Genomic DNA, 19,222 nt, shown 5'->3' with positions numbered 1-19,222 from the left:
AAGGCTTACTTTCCATAAAGAATCTTCTTTCAAATTATCCCCACCTTCTCGCTTTAAATTTAGTTTTTTAAAATGTAAATAATTCTAAAAATATTACGATGTAACATAATCATAACATAAAAATGTTTTAAGTAACATAATTTTTTAGAAAAATTGATTCTCGTATATTTTTTGCATATAATTTTCTTATTACGAAAAAAGGAAGTGTATTATATGGTTGATATCTTTAGCAGATTCCTTGAGGTAACGAATAATATTTTATGGTCATATATTCTTATTGCAATGCTAATCGGCTTCGGTCTTTACTTCTCTTTTAAATTAAAATTTGTCCAAATTACTCATTTCAGTGAGATGGTCAGCTTAATTAGTAAAGGGTTTAATCGAAAAGAAAAAAAGAAAGATAGCATCTCACCATTCCAAGCATTTTGCTTAAGTGCAGCAGCACGTATCGGTATCGGAAACTTAGCTGGTGTAGCATTAGCAATTTCAATGGGTGGACCTGGCGCAATATTTTGGATGTGGTTTATCGCAATTATCGGAGCAGCTACTAGTTTTGTAGAATGTACACTTGCGCAAATTTATAAAGTAAAAGATGGAAGTAGGTTCCGTGGTGGACCAGCATATTACATGGAAAAAGGGTTAAACAAACGCTGGATGGGCGTCTGGTTTTCACTTCTTATTACAGTTGCGTACGGATTAATTTTCAATTCAGTGCAAGCAAATACAGTAACAATAGCGTTTGAAAATGCTTTTGGACTAGAGCGAACAATCGTAGGAGCTCTATTAGCCTTATTAGTTGCAGTTATTATTTTTGGTGGCATTAAGAGCATTTCACGTATTACAGAAATGATTGTTCCGCCAATGGCAATCGTTTATATCGGCGTGGCTATTTTTGTCGTTATTAACAACTTCAGTATGTTACCAAGCATTTTCATGGAAATCTTTAACGGTGCATTCGGTTTAGACCAAGCCATCGCTGGTGGTATTGGAGCAGCAATCAAGTTCGGAATTCAGCGCGGTTTATTCGCTACAGAAGCGGGAATGGGTAGTTCTCCTAATGCAGCCGCAACATCTGATGTATCTCACCCTGTAAAACAAGGGCTTGTTCAAGCGTTAGGCGTTTTCGTAGATACATTCTTAGTATGTACATCAACAGCATTTATCGTATTATGTTCTGGACTTTACAAAGGATCAAATTTAGAAGGTATCGAATTAACACAAAACGCATTAAGTTCACAAATTGGACCGTGGGCAAGCACTTTCTTAGCGATTATTATTTTCCTATTCGCTTTCAGTTCACTTCTAGGAAACTACTATTATGGTGAAACAAATATCGCATTCATTAAAGAAAGTAAAACATGGTTAATGATTTATCGTGTTGCAGTTGTCGGAATGGTATTCTTCGGATCAATCGCTGCTCTTAAAACAGTTTGGAGTTTAGCTGATTTATTCATGGGACTAATGGTATTCACAAACTTAATTGCCATCTCATTCCTTAGCAAATTTGCTTACGCTGCATTAGTAGACTATTTGAAGCAAAAGAAACAAGGAAAAGATCCTGTCTTCGTTGCAAACTCTATCCCTGGCTTAAAGAATACAGAGTGCTGGGATGGGCAAGATGTAGAAGAAAAACAAAAGGCTGTTTAACAAATAAAAGCGGAAGCGGCTCGTTCAGAATCGCAGGACACTTCAAGCTCTCGACCTTGAAGAGCTTTTTGCTTCGAGCGAGAGAGCGAAATGACCGGAGATTCTAGCCGCTGGAGCTGGATATCAATTAAAAGCGGAGGTGACTTGCTCAGAACAGGAGGGCATTGGAGCTCCTGACGAAGAGGCGTTCTTTGCCTCACAGGAAGGCGCGAAATGACCGACTGGTCTAGCCACCGGAGCTGGATATCATTAAAAGCACAAGCGGCTCGTTTAGAACAAGAGCCATACCTCAAACAAAGGCCCTATTACTTCACCGTAATAGGGCCTTTTATTTACAACAGTTCATAATTTGTTCAAATTAATTCCAGCAAAAGGGTTGATTTATAGAGATTACTAGATTATAATTATTATAAATTAGTAATTGATATCACATAACAACTCAAAAGGAGATTGATCATAATGAACAAACAAGTAATCGAAGTATTAAACAAACAAGTAGCAGACTGGAGCGTTTTATTCACAAAACTTCACAACTTCCATTGGTACGTAAAAGGACCTCAATTCTTCACATTACACGAGAAATTCGAAGAACTTTACACAGAATCAGCTACTCACATCGATGAAATTGCAGAACGTATTTTAGCAATTGGCGGCAAACCAGTAGCAACAATGAAAGAATACTTAGAACTATCTTCTATTCAAGAAGCAGCATACGGAGAAACTGCAGAAGGGATGGTCGAAGCAATCATGAAAGACTACGAAATGATGCTAGTCGAACTGAAAAAAGGCATGGAAATCGCTCAAGACTCTGACGATGAAATGACATCTGACCTACTACTAGGCATCTACACAGAACTAGAAAAACACGCTTGGATGCTACGTGCGTTCTTGAATCAATAATAATTAAAAGCGGAAGCGGCTCGTTCAGAGTCGCTTTTTTCTATAGATTGATCGCGCATGCTGGTACATGAAATTTATATCAGCGATTTTTCCAATATATCGGCGATTTTCCAATTATATCGGCGATTCCATCCAATATATCAGCGATTTTTCAATTATATCGACTTATCGACAAATCACGACAATATTAACACACCCCTCTCCCCTACTTTTATCAATATATTACAATCTCATCTATGTTAAAATATAGGAAACACCCTTTAGTATCATAGACCCAAAAAGCTTTTCCAAATTCATCATTTACTACTTAAATGACGGGAGTGGTTCAGTTGAAAGACTACTTAATTAGAGCATTTTTTGCGTTAATAACAGTTGGGATTCTCTTACTTATAGCTAATATTTTCAATATACGTGTCGAGGTTAAGGACTATGCTTTCCTTGTTGTCGTAGCAATTGGTGGCGGCTGGGGTGGCTGGTACCTGTATAAAAAACAAAGCAATCAAAATAATAAAGGCATTCCAAAGTAATACGGAATGCCTCTTTTTATTGCCTTCTGTAATAAATAATGAAATTCAGACCACTAATACAACCAATCGCAATAAACATACAAAACGATTGTGGATCTCCACCTAGATTATACTCATCAACGATAAATCCAGACATAAACAACGTTATCGCGGAAACACCGATACATAATACCGAAATAAACCAAAGCGAAAATTCATTAATCAACTCTTTCTTCTGTCTCAAAACAATTAGCATAACAAGAATAGATGCTGCTAAAATACTTTTAAAGACCGGTCTTAAATACACAAACTCCTCCATCTCTTTCTCCTTTTCCAAAAACATTACATCTAAAAATTAACATATTTAACCAAATTAAAAACACATGCCATCTTAAATTAAAACGACATGTGTTTCCGTATTTGCTATGATAGTTGCTTCCACTTCGTTCCCAAAACAGGACGCTCATAATTTTGGATTGCATGAATCAGTTTATCTGCTGTCTCTGCTGAAACGATCAATTCTTTATTTGATGGATTCATAAATCCTTCTTCCGCTGCACGTTCAACCATTTGCAAAATTGGTCCGTAAAAACCTTTTATGTTTAATAAACCAACCGGCTTATTATGTATACCAATTTGTGACCAACATACAACTTCAAATAGTTCTTCAAACGTTCCGTATCCGCCTGGAAGCGCAATAAAAGCATCTGCAAGCTCTGCCATTTTAGCTTTACGTTCGTGCATCGTCTCTACTTCAATTAATTCTGTTAATCCTGTATGCACAATTTCTCCTCGGAATAGACCGCGCGGCATAACACCTGTTACACGTCCACCTAAACGAAGAACTTCGTTTGCTACTTCTCCCATTAATCCGACACATGAACCACCGTATACGAGCTCATAGTCGTTCTCAACAAACATTTTACCTAACTGAATTGCCTGCTCTTTAAATTCTGGTCTCTCCCCTAAATTAGAACCTGCAAACACACAAATCTTTCTCATCCCTACACCCCGAAACTATATATTGTTATGATACAATGAACATTGTACAACATATTGAGGAGATGAGGAAGAAATGGATATCGTTGCATTTCAAAGATGGGTTGAGGAATTTTACGAAAAACGAAGCTGGTCACAGTATAATGCCTTTATTCGCTTAAATTTCTTAACCGAGGAAGTTGGGGAAGTTTCACGAGTCGTTCGTGCTATTGAAATTGGCCGCGATCGCCCTGATGAAGATGCGAAAACAGAAGAAGAGCTAAAACAAGAACTAAAAGAAGAACTTGGCGATGTACTATCTAACCTTATTATTCTTTCGCAAAAATATGATTTAGACTTACAAGACATTATGGATGCACACGTCACAAAGCTTTCGAAAAGGTTCGAAGTATCTAAATGAGAATATTATCAATTATGGTATAATATTATTGTCACAATACTAAGGGGGATTTTATGTTATCAAAAAAATTGCACGACGCATTAAATGAACAAATGAACTTTGAATTTTACTCTGCCCATGCTTATATGGCAATGGCTGCTTACTGTACAGCTGAGAGCTATGATGGATTCGCTAACTTTTTCCTTGTACAAGCTGAAGAAGAACGTTTCCACGCAATGAAGCTTTACAACTATATTAATGACCGCGGAGAACGCGCTATTATTACTGGATTTGATAATCCGAATAACGAATACAAATCTGTATTAAACGCTTTTGAAGTCGCACTTGAGCACGAGCGTGAAGTAACGAAACGTATTTACAACTTATCTGATATCGCTTGGGACGAGCGTGAACATGCAACAATTACATTCTTAAAATGGTTCGTTGACGAACAAGTTGAAGAAGAAGCTTCATTCGATAGCATCATTCAAAAATTAAAACGTATTACAAGCGATTCAAACGCACTGTTTATGCTAGATGCTGAATTAGAGAAACGTACATTTACGCCTCCAGCTGAATAATATTTCAATCACCTTAATACATGAATTAAGGTGATTTTTTTGTTTGCTCTCTATCTTAAAATCACCTTAAATTTCCTCATATTTGACATAGTGCCAGCTATAAAATGGTATTATTTTCAATATAAAAACGAATATACGAGGAGAGGAAAAATGAATCAACGTGTAGAAGCTGTTGATGCAATTCGTGGTTTCGCTTTGTTTGGCATTTTACTAGTCAATATGACATTAATTCAATTCGGGTTCTTCACCAGTGAAAAACCAACTTATCTATTCGGCGATCTTGATAAAGGCGCTAATTGGTTTATTCAATTCTTCGGCACACATAACTTTATATCCCTATTTTCTTTTCTATTTGGACTTAGCATTATTTTGTTACAAAAAAGTATTATCGCAAAAGGAAAAAAATTCTTCCCCACATACATAAGACGTATTATCATTCTTTTACTACTCGGCTACATTCACGGCACTTTTGTTTGGGAGGGAGATATTTTATTTGCATACGGAATAATTGGGGTTTTCTTAATGATGTTCATCAATCGAAAACCGAAAACTTTGCTCATTTGGGCGATTATTCTACTCGCACTTATTACACTTATGTCTTATCAAACTGATCCATCTACAAATATAAATGATTTTGCACCTTATACTGAAAAAGAACATAAAGTCCATCAAACTGGAAGCTATATGGATCACGTCAACTTTAGATTGACTGAAAATCCTTTTGATTACATGGGAATTGACGGTGCATTCGGATTATTTTTCATATCAGTTTTCGCAATAATTTTTATGTCTCCACTGTTTCTACTCGGAATGTATGTAGGGAAAAAAGGCTGGCTATTTGAGGTCAATAAACATATACCTGCTGTCAAAAAAATATGGTTTGCCACCGGTCTCTTTTCTTTTACAATTAAAATCTTAGCTATGTTCGTAAAGCACCCGCTTTTAATTATGTTACAAGATGGCCTTACACCAGTAACTATGACCTTCTTTTACGGAAGCACAATCATTTTATTATTCCATTACAAAAAAGCAACCCGTCTACTAACATACATGGCGAACATGGGGAAAATGTCCGTTAGTAATTACTTAGCGCAATCTATTATCGCAACAACTATTTTTTACGCATATGGATTTGGCTTATACGGGAAAATCGGCTATTTCTTCGGTATTCTTTTAACCATCGGAATTTATACGATTCAATTATTCGTTAGCACCTATTGGCTCCAGAAATACCGAATGGGGCCAGTGGAATATGTGTGGAGACTGGGAACTTATTTAGAGAAACCACGTTTTAAAAGAGACTTGGATAAAGCAAGTTAAACAAAAAAGCAATGAGCCTACGCTCATTGCTTTTCTTAATTTATTAAAGCATAACCCCAACGATAATCGCTGATAATATACTTACTAATGTTGCACCGTATACAAGTTTTAAACCGAATGATGATACAACGTTTGCTTGTTTGCCATCGATACTCTTCGTTGCACCTGCGATAATTCCGATAGATGAGAAGTTCGCAAATGATACAAGGAAGATAGATAAAATACCTACTGTACGAGCTGATAAATCACCAGCTACTTTTCCAAGGTCAAGCATTGCAACGAATTCGTTCGTTACTAATTTTGTTGCCATAATTTGTCCCGCTTGTAGCATCTCTGATGTTGGAATACCCATTACAAATGCTAATGGTGAGAAGATGTATCCTAAAATGCTTTGGAATGTGATTCCGAAAATTGAATCGAATACACCGTTAATTGCTGTAATTAATGCTACGAAACCGATTAACATCGCCGCTACTGTTACAGCGATAGAGAAACCAAGCATAATATATTCGCCTAACATTTCAAAGAATGTTTGTTTCTTGTCTTCTTGTAATTCTAAAATATCGTCTTCTTCTTTTACTTCATATGGATTAATGATATGAACGATAATGAATCCACTGAATAAGTTTAATACAAGTGCTGTTACTACATATTTTGGATCAATCATTTTCATATAAGAACCGACGATTGACATCGATACTGTAGACATTGAAGATGCACAAAGTGTGTATAAGCGATTTTTCGGTAATTTGCTTAGTTGATCTTTTACCGTAATGAATACTTCCCCTTGACCAACGATTGCAGCTGCTACCGCATTATATGATTCTAGTTTTCCTAAACCGTTAACTTTACTTAATAGGAAACCGACTGCACGAATGATAATCGGTAAAACTTTAATATGTTGCAGAATCCCGATTAATACTGCTAAGAAAATAATCGGTAATAATACTGTTAAGAAGAATGGTGCTTGTCCATCGTTTGCTAGACCACCAAATACGAAATTAACCCCAGCTTCCGCAAATTTTAAAATGGCGCCAAATCCATCTGCAATCCCTTTTACTAATACGAATCCGACCTTTGTATTTAGTAAGAAATAAGCAAGTACCAATTGAATGACAAGCATAAGTGCAATTGGTTTATATTTAATTTTCTTACGATCTGAACTGATAAGGAAACCTAGTACAAACACTACAAGTAAACCGACTAGAAACATTACGAACTTCATATGTGAATCCTCCACTTCTCCCACGAGTTATTGGTCGTATAACGTATAACGAATGACGTCTGACCATTGTTGTTAAAAAATTTAAAACCCTTAAAACTATTCAACTGTCATCTAAAATCAGTAAGCGTTTACATAAATTGCAATTTATAAAAGGTAGCTTCTTCTCTCCTACCATAATTGAAAGTCTGAAATTGATACCACCTACAAATCAAATTGTAAGCGTTATCTAGACGAAATGCAATATAAATTTTAAAAGATTTTTATATGTTAATATATTCCTAATTAATTGGTTTTTTCATGCAAATTTACCATAAAAATAGCCCTAGCTATGAGCTAGAGCCATCTTTTTTTATAACATAACACCAACGATAATCGCTGATAGAATACTTACTAATGTCGCACCGTACACAAGGCGTAGACCAAATGATGATACAACATTTGATTGATTTTCATCGATACCTTTCGTTGCACCTGCGATAATTCCGATAGATGAGAAGTTCGCAAATGATACAAGGAATACAGAAAGGATACCAACTGTACGAGCCGATAAATCACCAGCTACTTTTCCAAGATCAAGCATCGCAACAAACTCGTTTGATACTAATTTTGTTGCCATAATTTGTCCCGCTGTTACCATCTCAGCTTGCGGGATACCCATTACGAATGCTAATGGTGAGAAAATATATCCTAAAATAGCTTGGAATGTAATACCGAACATTGAATCAAACAAGCTATTAATTGCTGTAATTAATGCTACGAAACCAAGTAACATAGCTGCTACTGTAATCGCAATCGTGAAACCAAGCATAATATACTCGCTTAGCATTTCAAAGAATGATTGTTTTTTCTTATTTTCTAATTTCAGTGTATCTTCTTCTTCTGTAATATCGTACGGGTTAATAATATGAATGATAATGAAACCACTAAATAAATTTAATACAAGTGCTGTTACTACATATTTCGGTTCGATCATTTTCATATAAGAACCAACGATTGACATCGACACTGTCGACATAGAAGATGCACATAATGTATATAAACGATGTTTTGGGATTTTACTTAATTGATCTTTTACTGTAATAAATACTTCTGCTTGTCCAACAATGGCAGCTGCTACTGCATTATATGATTCTAGTTTTCCTAGACCATTTACTTTACTTAACAACGTACCAATAGCACGAATAAATATCGGTAAAATTTTAAAGTGTTGCAGAATTCCGATTAAAACCGCAAAGAATACGATTGGTAATAGCGCTGTTAAGAAGAATGAAACCTCTCCTTTATTAACAAGACCACCAAATACGAAAACGATTCCAGCTTCCGCATATCCAAGAAGTGCGCCAAATCCATCTGAAATTCCTTTTACTAAAATATAACCAACTTGCGTATTTAATAAGAAATAAGATAATGCTAGCTGAATAATAAGCATAATTGCGATTGGTTTATACTTAATCTTCTTTCGATCGGCACTTATAAGAAAACCGAGTACAAATACAACGAGTAATCCTACAAGGAACATAACAAACTTCATTAATAAAATCCTCCATTTAACTCTTCATTAACGTTGAACGTCTGACCATTCAAAACAAGAAATAATCCGAACTTTCCATTTCTCCTCCGTAACCTTCGATTGGATAGGAAATGTCATAAAAACTCTTGTTTCAAAGGCATTTTCCATTCTAACATAAATCACAACTCATATCCGCACTTTTCTTTAAAAAATTACATTTAATTATGAAATGCTCATAAATGTTCGTCTTTTACCATCTATAAACAACTGGATAAAACAAAAAATGAGCATCAAGTTTCACTTGATGCTCACCTCATTATACTGCTTTTTCTTTATCAGCTACTGCTGACTTATCCCAGCACTCTGTATTTTTCAAACCTGGAATAGAATCCGCATAGAATACCGGATCTTTCCCTTGTTTCTTTTGCTTTACGTAATCTGATAATGCCGCAAAAGCATACTTAGAGAGGAATACAATCGCCACTAAGTTAATAACAGCCATAATACCCATGAATAAATCTGCTACATCCCAAACGATTTGAATTGTCGCTACAGATCCTAGCATGACCATACCAAGTACAGCAATGCGGTACGCTGTTAATAGCACTTTACTTCCATTTAAGAATTCAATATTTGTTTCACCATAGTAGTAGTTACCTACTAATGAACTGAATGCAAACAAGAAGATTGCAACTGCTACAAATATAGAAGCCCATGGACCGATATGTTGACTTAACGCCTGCTGCGTTAATTGAATTCCATTTAAATCAGCTGCATTATGCACATCTGATAAAAGAATAATAAATGCTGTACAACTACAAATTAATAATGTATCTGTAAATACCCCTAAAGTTTGAATAAAACCTTGTTTAACTGGATGCGTTACGTTTGCAGTCGCTGCTGCGTTCGGCGCACTACCCATACCTGCTTCATTTGAGAATAATCCACGTTTTACCCCTAATAAAATCGCAGCTCCTAATCCTCCGCCTACTACTTCTTTAATTCCGAAAGCATGTAAGAAAATTTCTTTAAATACATATGGAATTGCCGTAATATTTGTTACAACAACGAATAATGCCACTGCTACATAAATAATTGCCATTACTGGAACAATCATTTCAACCGCGCGAGCAATTCGTTTTACTCCACCGAAAATAATAACTGCAAGTAAACCAGCCATAACAAGACCTACTAATCTACTATCTGTTTTGAATGCCCCATCAAAGGCAGCCGCTACAGTATTAGACTGTACAGCATTAAAAATCAATCCGAAACTTACTGTTATTAGAACAGAGAACACAACACCTAACCAGCGTTTATTTAAACCCTTTTCCATATAATACGCTGGGCCCCCACGGAATGCATTCCCATCTTTCACTTTATAAATTTGCGCTAATGTGCTCTCTACAAATGCAGAAGCACCCCCAATTACCGCGATTAACCACATCCAAAATACTGCTCCTGGACCACCCGCTGAGATTGCGATAGCTACACCAGCTAAGTTACCAGTACCTACACGAGAAGCTGTACTCATACAAAATGCTTGGAATGATGATACGCCGCTCTTCTCTTTTTGCGCTTTTCTCGTTTTCGAGCTTGCTCCATCCCCAAGTAATCGAATCATTTCACCGAAGTAACGAACTTGGACAAATTTCACACGAAATGAAAAATAGAGCCCTAACCCAATTAACATCGCAATAATGACATATGACCAAAGGATATTATTTACATCCCCAATTACCCTAGCTAAAAAATCCATATTTGCATTGCCCCCTCTTCCTAACAATAAGAAAATTATATTCTAAAAACTTTTAGTAATCAAGAACTTTATGTTAGGTTTCATGACATGAATACGTTAACTATATTAACATACGTATTTTTTTCATAAAAATATAGCTATTACATGCATTTATCCAATACTCAATCTCTTATCCTCTTCGCCCAGCCATACTTTTAAAACAGTACGTTCCCCACAAATAACGAGAGGAACAAACAAAAAAGTTATATTAATAATTACCCCTCACCCTTTTCATCATTTACTACAACAAAAAAGGCGAGCATCAAATTTACCTCGATGCCCGCCTTTTCAATTACACTGCTTTTTCTTTATCTGTTACCACTGGCTTATCCCAGCACTCTGTATTCGTTAAACCAGGAATAGAATCTGCACTGAAGACTGGATCTTTCCCTTGTTTCTTTTGCCTTACATAGTCTGTTAATGCCGCGTACGCAAATCGGCCAAGAAGTGTAATCGCAATTAAGTTCGTTATTACCATTAGACCCATAAATAAGTCTGCCATATTCCATACAACTTGAAGCGTCGCAACAGAACCGAATAATACCATTCCAACTACCGCAATACGGTAAATTGTTAACCACGTTTTGCTTTGCTTAATAAATTCAATATTTGTTTCACCATAGTAGTAGTTTCCTAGAAGTGAACTGAAAGCGAATAAGAAAATAATAATCGCTAAGAAACTGCTCGCCCATGGGCCAATTTGTGAGCTTAATGCATTTTGTGTTAATTCAATACCTTCTAAGTTCGTTGCTTTATATGCACCAGAACATAGTACGATAAATGCTGTTGATGTACATACTAAGAATGTATCTACTAAAACACCAATTGTTTGAATAAAACCTTGTTTAGCTGGATGCGTTACATCAGCCGTCGCTGCCGCGTTTGGTGCACTACCCATACCTGCTTCATTCGCAAATAATCCGCGCTGAATACCATATTTCATCGCAGCACCGATACCACCGCCTACAGCTGAATCTAAACCGAATGCACCTTTAAAGATTTCTGTAAACACATCTGGTAGTAAATAGAAGTTTTTAATAACAACAAAAATCGCTACCGCAATATAAAGAATTGCCATTGGTGGAACAATCATTTCCGACATACGCGCGATACTTTTTACACCACCAAAAATAATAACCGCAACTAATACTGCTAATACAATCCCAACAACGTAACGCTCAATACCAAATGCATTTTTAAACGCTAATGTAACTGTATTTGCTTGTACTGAGTTGAAAATTAAACCGTAACTAATTGTAATCAGAATAGAGAACCAAATCCCCATCCAACGTTTATTTAAACCTTTTTCCATATAATAAGCAGGACCACCACGGAATCCACTGCCATCTTTTATTTTATAAATTTGTGCAAGCGTACTTTCGACGAAACTTGAAGAAGCCCCGATAATCGCAATAACCCACATCCAAAATACTGCTCCAGGTCCTCCCATAGAAATAGCTAACGCTACACCAGCTAAGTTACCGATACCAATACGAGCTGCAGAACTCATACAAAATGCTTGGAATGATGATACACTGCCTTTTTTACGTGTCTTTCCAGTTAACCCATCACTCATTAAACGAATCATTTCCCCTAAATGAGTAATTTGTACGAATTTCAATTTAATAGAAAAATAAAGACCTAAACCAATTAACATTGCGATAAGAATATATGACCAAAGAATCGTATTCGTTGATGAAACGAATTGCTCTAAAATATTCATACAATTAACCCCTCCTTTTCTCCATAAATCGAATTATATTTAAAAAACATTCAAAAATCAACATTTTTCGACAATTTGCAATTTCCAAATATTAGACAAGCTCGCAGTAATAATACCTTTATGACTGCCCTCCCTCTAACTGTGCATACTAAAACAAAAAATAAATTCACAAACAACCCCATTGACAAAAACATCAACCTGTAACTATAATGATTACAACAGGTTGTAACAAACCTAATTACAATACATTCATTCACTTTCAGATATACACTTTAACAAAACACTTTGGAGGGATTTATTATGAAAATAGGAATTATCGGAGCAACTGGTAAAGCAGGAAGTCGCATTTTAAAAGAAGCATTAGATCGCGGACATGAAGTAACTGCAATCGTAAGAAACGCTGCAAAAATTACAGAAGAAAACGTAAAAGTTTTAGAAAAAGACGTATTTTCTCTTACATCTAACGACTTGCAAGCATTCGATGTAGTTGTAAATGCATTCGGTGCTCCAGCAGGACAAGAACACCTTCACGTAGATGCAGGAAACGTACTAATTGAAGCGATGAAAGGTGCACCTAACACAAAATTACTTGTAGTTGGTGGCGCTGGAAGCTTGTTTGTAGACGAAGAGAAAACAACACGTGTATTTGAGACACCAGGTTTCCCGAAAGAATATCTTGCAACAGCTCAAAACCAAGGTAAAAACTTAGAAATCTTACAACAAACAAATGATATCACTTGGACATTTATCAGCCCTTCTGCACTATTCGCATTAGGAAAACGCACTGGTTCTTACAAAGCTGGCAAAGACAATCTTCTTGTTAACTCAAAAGGTGATAGCTACGTAAGTTACGAAGACTTCGCAGTTGCAGCACTTGATGAAATTGAAAACCCAAAACATGTAAACGAACGCTTCACAGTAGTTTCTGAAGCTGAATAATAAAAAAGCTCGTAAAACATAATGTTTTACGAGCTTTTTTATTATTGCACTTGCTCTAATCCATTTGGAGTAATCTTAAAGGATATTTCTTTAAACTTTTTCTTATCTCCCTTTCCAACTAACTCACTATTTTTATACCAACTTAAACGATCTGACTCGGCATGATACACTTTCAATACGTCACCATACTCGAACGCCATACCATTTACTTGTTCTGCAAAATTCTGCGAAGTTTCTTGTCCTTCTGCGGTTACATGCTTTTTCTCAGTTCCATTTTGATCATAAATCGTAAGGCCTATATACTGTTCATTTACAAAGCGATAATGAATCTCATCATTTGTAAATGTTGCATGTAATTTCTTTTCAGCTTGGTTTAACGTAATAATTGAACGTGTAACATCGGACACACCTTGATAGACTAGACTATCCCCATATGTCACTTCTACAGGAACTTCCGTCACTTTCTTATTTCCAAATCGATCTTTCGTTTCTACTTTCACTGTTTGCTGACCAATTTTTGTCGTATCTATTTTCCCTACAAAACCTACTACTTCTCCACCCTGTACTTCAACAAAGTTCTTCGCGTCTAGCGTTTCGCTATTTGTTCCGATTACTACTTGCTGCGGATTTGCTTTTACTGTTTGCTCACCGTCTAATCTTTCAAATCCATTTTCAGTTATTTTGAAGACTAATTCCTTTATCTCTTTACTTTTTCCTTCGCCCACATATACATCTTTTTGATACCAATGTAAACGAGAAGATTCCGCATGATATACTTTCACTACATCTCCATACTCAAATGCAATTCCATTTACTTCCTTAGCAAATTCTTGCGTATTCTCTAAACCTTTTACTGCTATATTTTTCTTCACTCTTCCTTCTTTATCGTACAATGTGAATTCAAAATACTTTTCATCTTTAAAGTAATCATGAATTAGGTTCTTTGTATCTGTCGCACTCAGTTTTTTCGTATCATGATGCAAAGTTACAATTGATTTCAAGTCACCATCTCTATAGCTTAGCCCATATACAAGTAGGCTATCTCCATATGTTACTGTTAGAGGAACTTCTGTCACTTTCTTATTTCCAAATCGATCTTTCGTTTCTACTTTTACTTTTTGTTCTCCGATTTTTGATGTATTTGGTTTTTCTGCAAAACCAACCACTTCTCCATCTTTTACTTGTACAAATTCTTTCGGATCTAGTTTGTCTACATCCATTCCAACTACTACTTTTTGCGGTTTCGCCGTCACTTCTTGTAAACTCTCTTTTAATTCGAACCCTTGCTCAGTGATTTGGAATAATTTCTCTTTTTTATTTTTAGCCTTCCCTTGATCTACAAGTGTATTATTTTGGTACCACTTCAGACGATCCGGTTCTGCATGGAATACTTTTACTACATCACCATATTCAAAATCCAATTCATTTAGTTCCATCGCAAATCTTTTTCCCGTTTCTTGTCCTTCTGCTGATACACGTTTCTTTTCAATTCCATTTCGATCATATAGCGTTAAGCCCATATATTCTTCTTTTTCAAAACGGTAATGTATTTCATTATTAGTAAAGTTTACATTTAATTTCTTCTTATTGTGGTGAAGTGTCACTGTCGACATTACATCATCTGAAAGTCCTTGAAAAACTATACTGTCATCATAAAATCCGTTAACTTGGACAGGAATTGAATTTTTATTTCCTTTCTCATCCCCAATTTCTACTAACACTTCCTGTTTACCATTCTCTAATTTAGGCCATACAATCTTTCCTGTTACTTTTACATTCTCACCTAAATTTCGAACAAGTTTACTTGCTTCATTCTCGTCAGAATCTGTACCAACTAAAAGATTTTGTACTTCATTAGCAGGTTCACCATATGGAACCTTATACGGTTCAACTTGCTTCTCACGAATATCATTACTATCTGTAGCTTTCCAGATTTCCTTTTCTAATTTAGGTAACTTTGATTTTTCTATTTTCTCTCTAATATCATCATTTGGTGTTAATCCCCATTCCTCAAAGAAAGGAATTAAATTTTGCCCTGCCACTTGCGATGTCATATAAATAAATAGCTGCTTTTTCTCTTCATCAGAATGAGGCATTTCACTCTGAGGTAACAAACGATAAGCTTGATGTAACCTAGGATAAAAATGTTCTCCATACACTACATTTAATTGCCAAAACATTGTAAGAGGATTAATGTCATCAATGAATCTTTCTGCTTTAGGCTTCTCTAAATACTCAAATGAGTTTTTATAGTGCTCATCCATTTCTAATTGATTCCCTAACGCCTTTTGAACAGCTAATGAGTAAATATTTACTGTTACTTCCCTTACTTTAGACCACTTCCACGGTTCTTGCTGATGTAAATGACCAACTTCATGCCACGGTCCCCATCCATCCTTCTCAAGTACCTCTATATCTAAAACTCTATTCATTGCAGTTGGAATATATCCTGTATGATAATGTTTTGCAAACATAAAGTCCCCTTTAGCAGGCTTCCGTTTTTCAACAAACTGAACATAATGAGTTGGAGATTTTGCAAACCCAACACTGTCCTCAGATAACCCTGCCACCGCGTTTTCTAAACGGATAATCTTATCATGCAATTTCATTAAATCTGTTGGATCCGTATTCTTCATATATTTCTGCACAGAATCGTAAGTAGTAGTAATTAAGCTTCTCTCACCTTTTAATTCAACTGCATAAGGATCCTTATATTTTTTTAACATTTCATCCCAATCTTTTTTTGTATGCTTACCTAAAATAAATAAAGGAAAGTGACTACCACCATTTGTAACGGAAGCTGTTACTTCTCCTTCGTTATTCATATTATAAAAATATAAAATACCGCCTCTTGAAGATGAAATAACATTTTTCCCTGGTTTTAAATCAAACTCCTCTGGGTCCTTTTCATCATCAGATCTCGTTCCAATAAAAGCTTGGATAGACTGCGTTCCTTTTATGTCAATTGTAATCTCTTCATTTGGCTCTGCATAAATTCCAGTCGGTTCATTAGCGGAAAGTTTCCAAGTAACTCTTAAACGATTATTTTCTTCTTCTACGCTACCTTTCCCCGGCAACTGAAATACTCTCTGCTCAAACTTATTCTCTTTTACCTCTTCTAATTTCCCACCTTTATTTTCTTCCAAAGGTGCTGCATATCCTTTCGATGCTTCGAAAGCTACTGGCGATAATAATGTAGATATACATATTCCAGCTACTAATACCCTACTCGTCTTTTTCTTCGACATAATCTGTGTCCCCTGTTCCTTTATTTAAATAAACTACCCTATATATTCATCTAATAAGTAATCCTATTATTTCTATAAAAACATTTAATGAATGGACTAACACCTCGCGCACCTGTATATATTACTACCGCATTTCTCTCCATGCATTCGCTTTCTTACATTGTAAAATTTATATGTAATATGCCCTCCTCACTTCTCTCTATTTGTGATGAGTTCTCTTGCTACATAAAAAAGAGAATAGTAAAAGATATTTTTCAGTATTGTCATCTATACATCTAAAAATAAAAATAACAATAAAAACTTACATTTTCTTCATATATGACCATCTATAGGTAGTTTTTCCAAATGAATTTTACACGCTTTACACTTTGTTTGATAACCTCTCTAATTAGAATAATGTTACAATTTCGTGAATAAAATCTATTTATTGTAACGTTTAGATTTTTTCACATTTTATTATTTTTAAATACTTTTTAAAACATTAAAATAGTGTTTCACTCGATTAATTATTATCTTGATATACCTTTAAAGAATTCATATGAAAAAGCATTGGCATACGCCAATGCTTTTTCATTATCTCTTTTGATTCGGTTTATGCGGTTCATTTGGAGTATATGGCTTATTTGGTTTATTTGGAGCCTCAGCCTTTTTCCAACTTACCGCTAACTCTGGACTTGTTTTTTCTTCACTACGCTCAAGTAATACTACTGCATTTTGAATAGTCGATGTACCTTTATACGCAATCCCTTGTAATTTCGTTAAATTTCCTGATACTTTAAAGCTAAATCCACCAGCTGGTGTTTGTTTCGGAATTAAAATGCGGAACTTTTCTCCTACATTAAATTCTGTTTTTGTTTCGCCTTTTTCATTTGCAAATTTCACGCCCGCTGGTGCACCTGTTGCTTGTACTTTATACGTTCCGCTTTTTGCATTTGTTTCTACTGTATATAAACCTGTTTCAAAGAAATCATTTTTTAATACTGCTTCTTGTTCTTCTGTAGGAGTTACACTCATCGTAATTTCTTGTAACTCTTCACTAGCGCTTGCTTTTGCAACAATGTCTTTCGTTACTTTCTCTACATTTTTATTGCGGAAATCTAAATCATTAATATCGATTTGTTTTAACGCATTCCACACTGCAAGCTGCGTTGCGTAATGTGCTTCTCTCCAATCAGAAACACCTAATTCTTGTGGACTCTTTTGTGGATATCCATTCAATAGTACACGGTATACGTTAATATCCACTTTCCCCATTTCCGGTAAATCTTGACCGCTTGGAGATTTCAAATCTACATTTAAGCAAAAAGCAATTTTGCCATCTGCCGTTTTAATAAGCTCTGTTCGAATTGGTTTCTTCTTTGACTTACTATAACTCCAATTCATTTCATACTTTGTATGGTCCATAACTTCTGCAAATGCTTTTTGAAGCGGGAATAACACAAATAAAACACTTAAAAACATAGCTAAAATCTTGAACGATTGCTTTATATTCATGTTTACAGCCCCTTATCACAAACTTAATACTAAGTAGTATTTATTTAGAAACTATTTTTATGCACAAAAAAAGAGTGCTTTTACGCACTCTTCTTTCTTACTTTAATCTTAGAAATCGAAGTTATCAGGATCCGGACCAACACGGTGATTTTGATTTAACGCATCGATTTTTTCCATATCTTCTTTCGTTAATTCGAAATTAAATATATCGGCATTTGCAATAATGCGGTGTTCTTTCGTTGATTTTGGAATAGTGATTACTCCATTTTGAAGATCCCAACGTAAAATAACTTGCGCTGTTGTTTTACCGTGTTTCTCAGCAATTTCTTGTAATTTTTCGTTATCTAATAATTGACCTTGCATAAGTGGTGACCATGCTTCCATTTGAATACCTTGTTCTTTACAGAAAGCTTGTAATTCTTTTTGTGTTAAACGAGGGTGGTATTCTACTTGGTTAATCATTGGTTTAATTTCTGCATCTTTCATTACATCTTGTAAGTGATGAATTTGGAAATTACTTACCCCAATTGCACGTACGCGTTTTTCGTTATAAAGTGTTTCTAACGCTCTCCACGTATCTTTGTATTTCCCTTCTACAGGCCAATGAACAAGGTATAAATCTAAATAATCCAGCTCTAATTTTTTTAAGCTTTCTTCATATGCAGCAAGTGTCGTTTCATATCCTTGATCCGAATTCCACACTTTTGAAGTAATGAATAAATCTTCACGAGAAATGCATGCTTCTTTTATACCTGCGCGAATTCCTTCACCTACAGCTTTTTCATTTCCGTAAATTGCAGCTGTATCAATGCTGCGGTATCCCGCTTTAATCGCCGATTTCACTGCTTCTACAAGTTCTGGTCCATCCTCTACTTTAAATACACCTAAACCGAACCAAGGCATTTCTACACCATTATTTAATACTGTTTTACTTTGTAAGTTTTTCATTTTAT

16 protein-coding genes are annotated in these 19,222 nt (G+C 35.4%); 7 read left to right on the top strand and 9 right to left on the bottom strand.

The window, feature by feature from the left end:
• Positions 1–213 precede the first annotated feature (213 nt).
• The 3 genes from QO049_RS02075 (at position 214) to QO049_RS02065 (ending at position 3,074) form a co-directional block, all read left to right on the top strand.
• The gene (locus QO049_RS02075) at positions 214–1,647 is read left to right on the top strand and encodes an alanine/glycine:cation symporter family protein (RefSeq protein ID WP_000227591.1); all 1,434 of its coding nucleotides are present in this window, start codon (positions 214–216) and stop codon (positions 1,645–1,647) included.
• Between the two features lie 459 nt (positions 1,648–2,106).
• Positions 2,107–2,547: a Dps family protein gene (locus QO049_RS02070; protein WP_001041895.1), complete on the top strand. Its 441-nt coding sequence runs from the start codon at positions 2,107–2,109 to the stop codon at positions 2,545–2,547.
• Between the two features lie 329 nt (positions 2,548–2,876).
• Positions 2,877–3,074, top strand: a complete 198-nt coding sequence (locus QO049_RS02065; RefSeq protein WP_000656313.1) for a hypothetical protein — start codon at positions 2,877–2,879, stop codon at positions 3,072–3,074.
• Between the two features lie 16 nt (positions 3,075–3,090).
• On the opposite strand, the gene QO049_RS02060 is transcribed toward QO049_RS02065, so the two are convergent.
• Both QO049_RS02060 and QO049_RS02055 read right to left on the bottom strand, forming a co-directional pair.
• On the bottom strand, positions 3,091–3,372 hold the full coding sequence (locus QO049_RS02060; RefSeq protein ID WP_000390910.1) for a hypothetical protein: 282 nt from the start codon (positions 3,370–3,372) through the stop codon (positions 3,091–3,093).
• 104 nt (positions 3,373–3,476) lie between these two features.
• Positions 3,477–4,055 (bottom strand): LOG family protein, encoded by a 579-nt coding sequence (locus tag QO049_RS02055; RefSeq protein WP_001225751.1) that lies wholly within the window; start codon positions 4,053–4,055, stop codon positions 3,477–3,479.
• A 73-nt stretch (positions 4,056–4,128) separates the two neighbouring features.
• Here QO049_RS02055 and QO049_RS02050 point away from each other — a divergent pair, with 73 nt between their 5' ends.
• The 3 genes from QO049_RS02050 to QO049_RS02040 all read left to right on the top strand — a co-directional run bounded on the left by QO049_RS02050 (position 4,129) and on the right by QO049_RS02040 (position 6,332).
• The gene (locus QO049_RS02050) at positions 4,129–4,452 is read left to right on the top strand and encodes a MazG nucleotide pyrophosphohydrolase domain-containing protein (RefSeq protein ID WP_000355749.1); all 324 of its coding nucleotides are present in this window, start codon (positions 4,129–4,131) and stop codon (positions 4,450–4,452) included.
• 53 nt (positions 4,453–4,505) lie between these two features.
• The gene (locus QO049_RS02045; RefSeq protein ID WP_000949404.1) at positions 4,506–5,012 is read left to right on the top strand and encodes a ferritin; all 507 of its coding nucleotides are present in this window, start codon (positions 4,506–4,508) and stop codon (positions 5,010–5,012) included.
• Between the two features lie 150 nt (positions 5,013–5,162).
• Positions 5,163–6,332, top strand: coding sequence for a DUF418 domain-containing protein (locus tag QO049_RS02040; RefSeq protein ID WP_001076359.1), 1,170 nt, complete (start codon positions 5,163–5,165; stop codon positions 6,330–6,332).
• Between the two features lie 43 nt (positions 6,333–6,375).
• Here the strand turns inward: QO049_RS02040 and QO049_RS02035 are convergent, their stop codons facing one another.
• From QO049_RS02035 to QO049_RS02020, 4 genes are all read right to left on the bottom strand, one after another.
• Positions 6,376–7,557: a NupC/NupG family nucleoside CNT transporter gene (locus tag QO049_RS02035; RefSeq protein WP_000673874.1), complete on the bottom strand. Its 1,182-nt coding sequence runs from the start codon at positions 7,555–7,557 to the stop codon at positions 6,376–6,378.
• A gap of 349 nt (positions 7,558–7,906) precedes the next feature.
• Entirely contained in the window at positions 7,907–9,088 is a 1,182-nt protein-coding gene (locus QO049_RS02030; protein ID WP_000673839.1) for a NupC/NupG family nucleoside CNT transporter, read from the bottom strand.
• Between the two features lie 295 nt (positions 9,089–9,383).
• Entirely contained in the window at positions 9,384–10,826 is a 1,443-nt protein-coding gene (locus QO049_RS02025; protein ID WP_000346415.1) for an alanine/glycine:cation symporter family protein, read from the bottom strand.
• Between the two features lie 331 nt (positions 10,827–11,157).
• A complete protein-coding gene (locus tag QO049_RS02020; RefSeq protein WP_001022939.1) occupies positions 11,158–12,588 on the bottom strand; it encodes an alanine/glycine:cation symporter family protein in 1,431 nt (476 codons plus the stop codon).
• Between the two features lie 300 nt (positions 12,589–12,888).
• On the opposite strand from QO049_RS02020, the gene QO049_RS02015 reads away from it, so the two are divergent.
• On the top strand, positions 12,889–13,527 hold the full coding sequence (locus tag QO049_RS02015) for an NAD(P)-dependent oxidoreductase (protein ID WP_130067991.1): 639 nt from the start codon (positions 12,889–12,891) through the stop codon (positions 13,525–13,527).
• Between the two features lie 41 nt (positions 13,528–13,568).
• Here QO049_RS02015 and QO049_RS02010 read toward each other — a convergent pair whose 3' ends face one another.
• The 3 genes from QO049_RS02010 to QO049_RS02000 all read right to left on the bottom strand — a co-directional run bounded on the left by QO049_RS02010 (position 13,569) and on the right by QO049_RS02000 (position 19,217).
• Positions 13,569–16,775, bottom strand: a complete 3,207-nt coding sequence (locus tag QO049_RS02010) for a putative mucin/carbohydrate-binding domain-containing protein (RefSeq protein WP_246961556.1) — start codon at positions 16,773–16,775, stop codon at positions 13,569–13,571.
• Between the two features lie 573 nt (positions 16,776–17,348).
• Entirely contained in the window at positions 17,349–18,269 is a 921-nt protein-coding gene (locus QO049_RS02005) for a thioester domain-containing protein (protein ID WP_246961558.1), read from the bottom strand.
• Between the two features lie 108 nt (positions 18,270–18,377).
• The gene (locus tag QO049_RS02000; protein ID WP_246961560.1) at positions 18,378–19,217 is read right to left on the bottom strand and encodes an aldo/keto reductase; all 840 of its coding nucleotides are present in this window, start codon (positions 19,215–19,217) and stop codon (positions 18,378–18,380) included.
• Positions 19,218–19,222 lie beyond the last annotated feature (5 nt).

This window comes from Bacillus sp. RB3, assembly GCF_030164735.1.
GTDB classification, from domain to species: Bacteria; Bacillota; Bacilli; order Bacillales; family Bacillaceae_G; genus Bacillus_A; species Bacillus_A cereus.
This window is presented reverse-complemented; position numbering and strand designations above follow the sequence as displayed.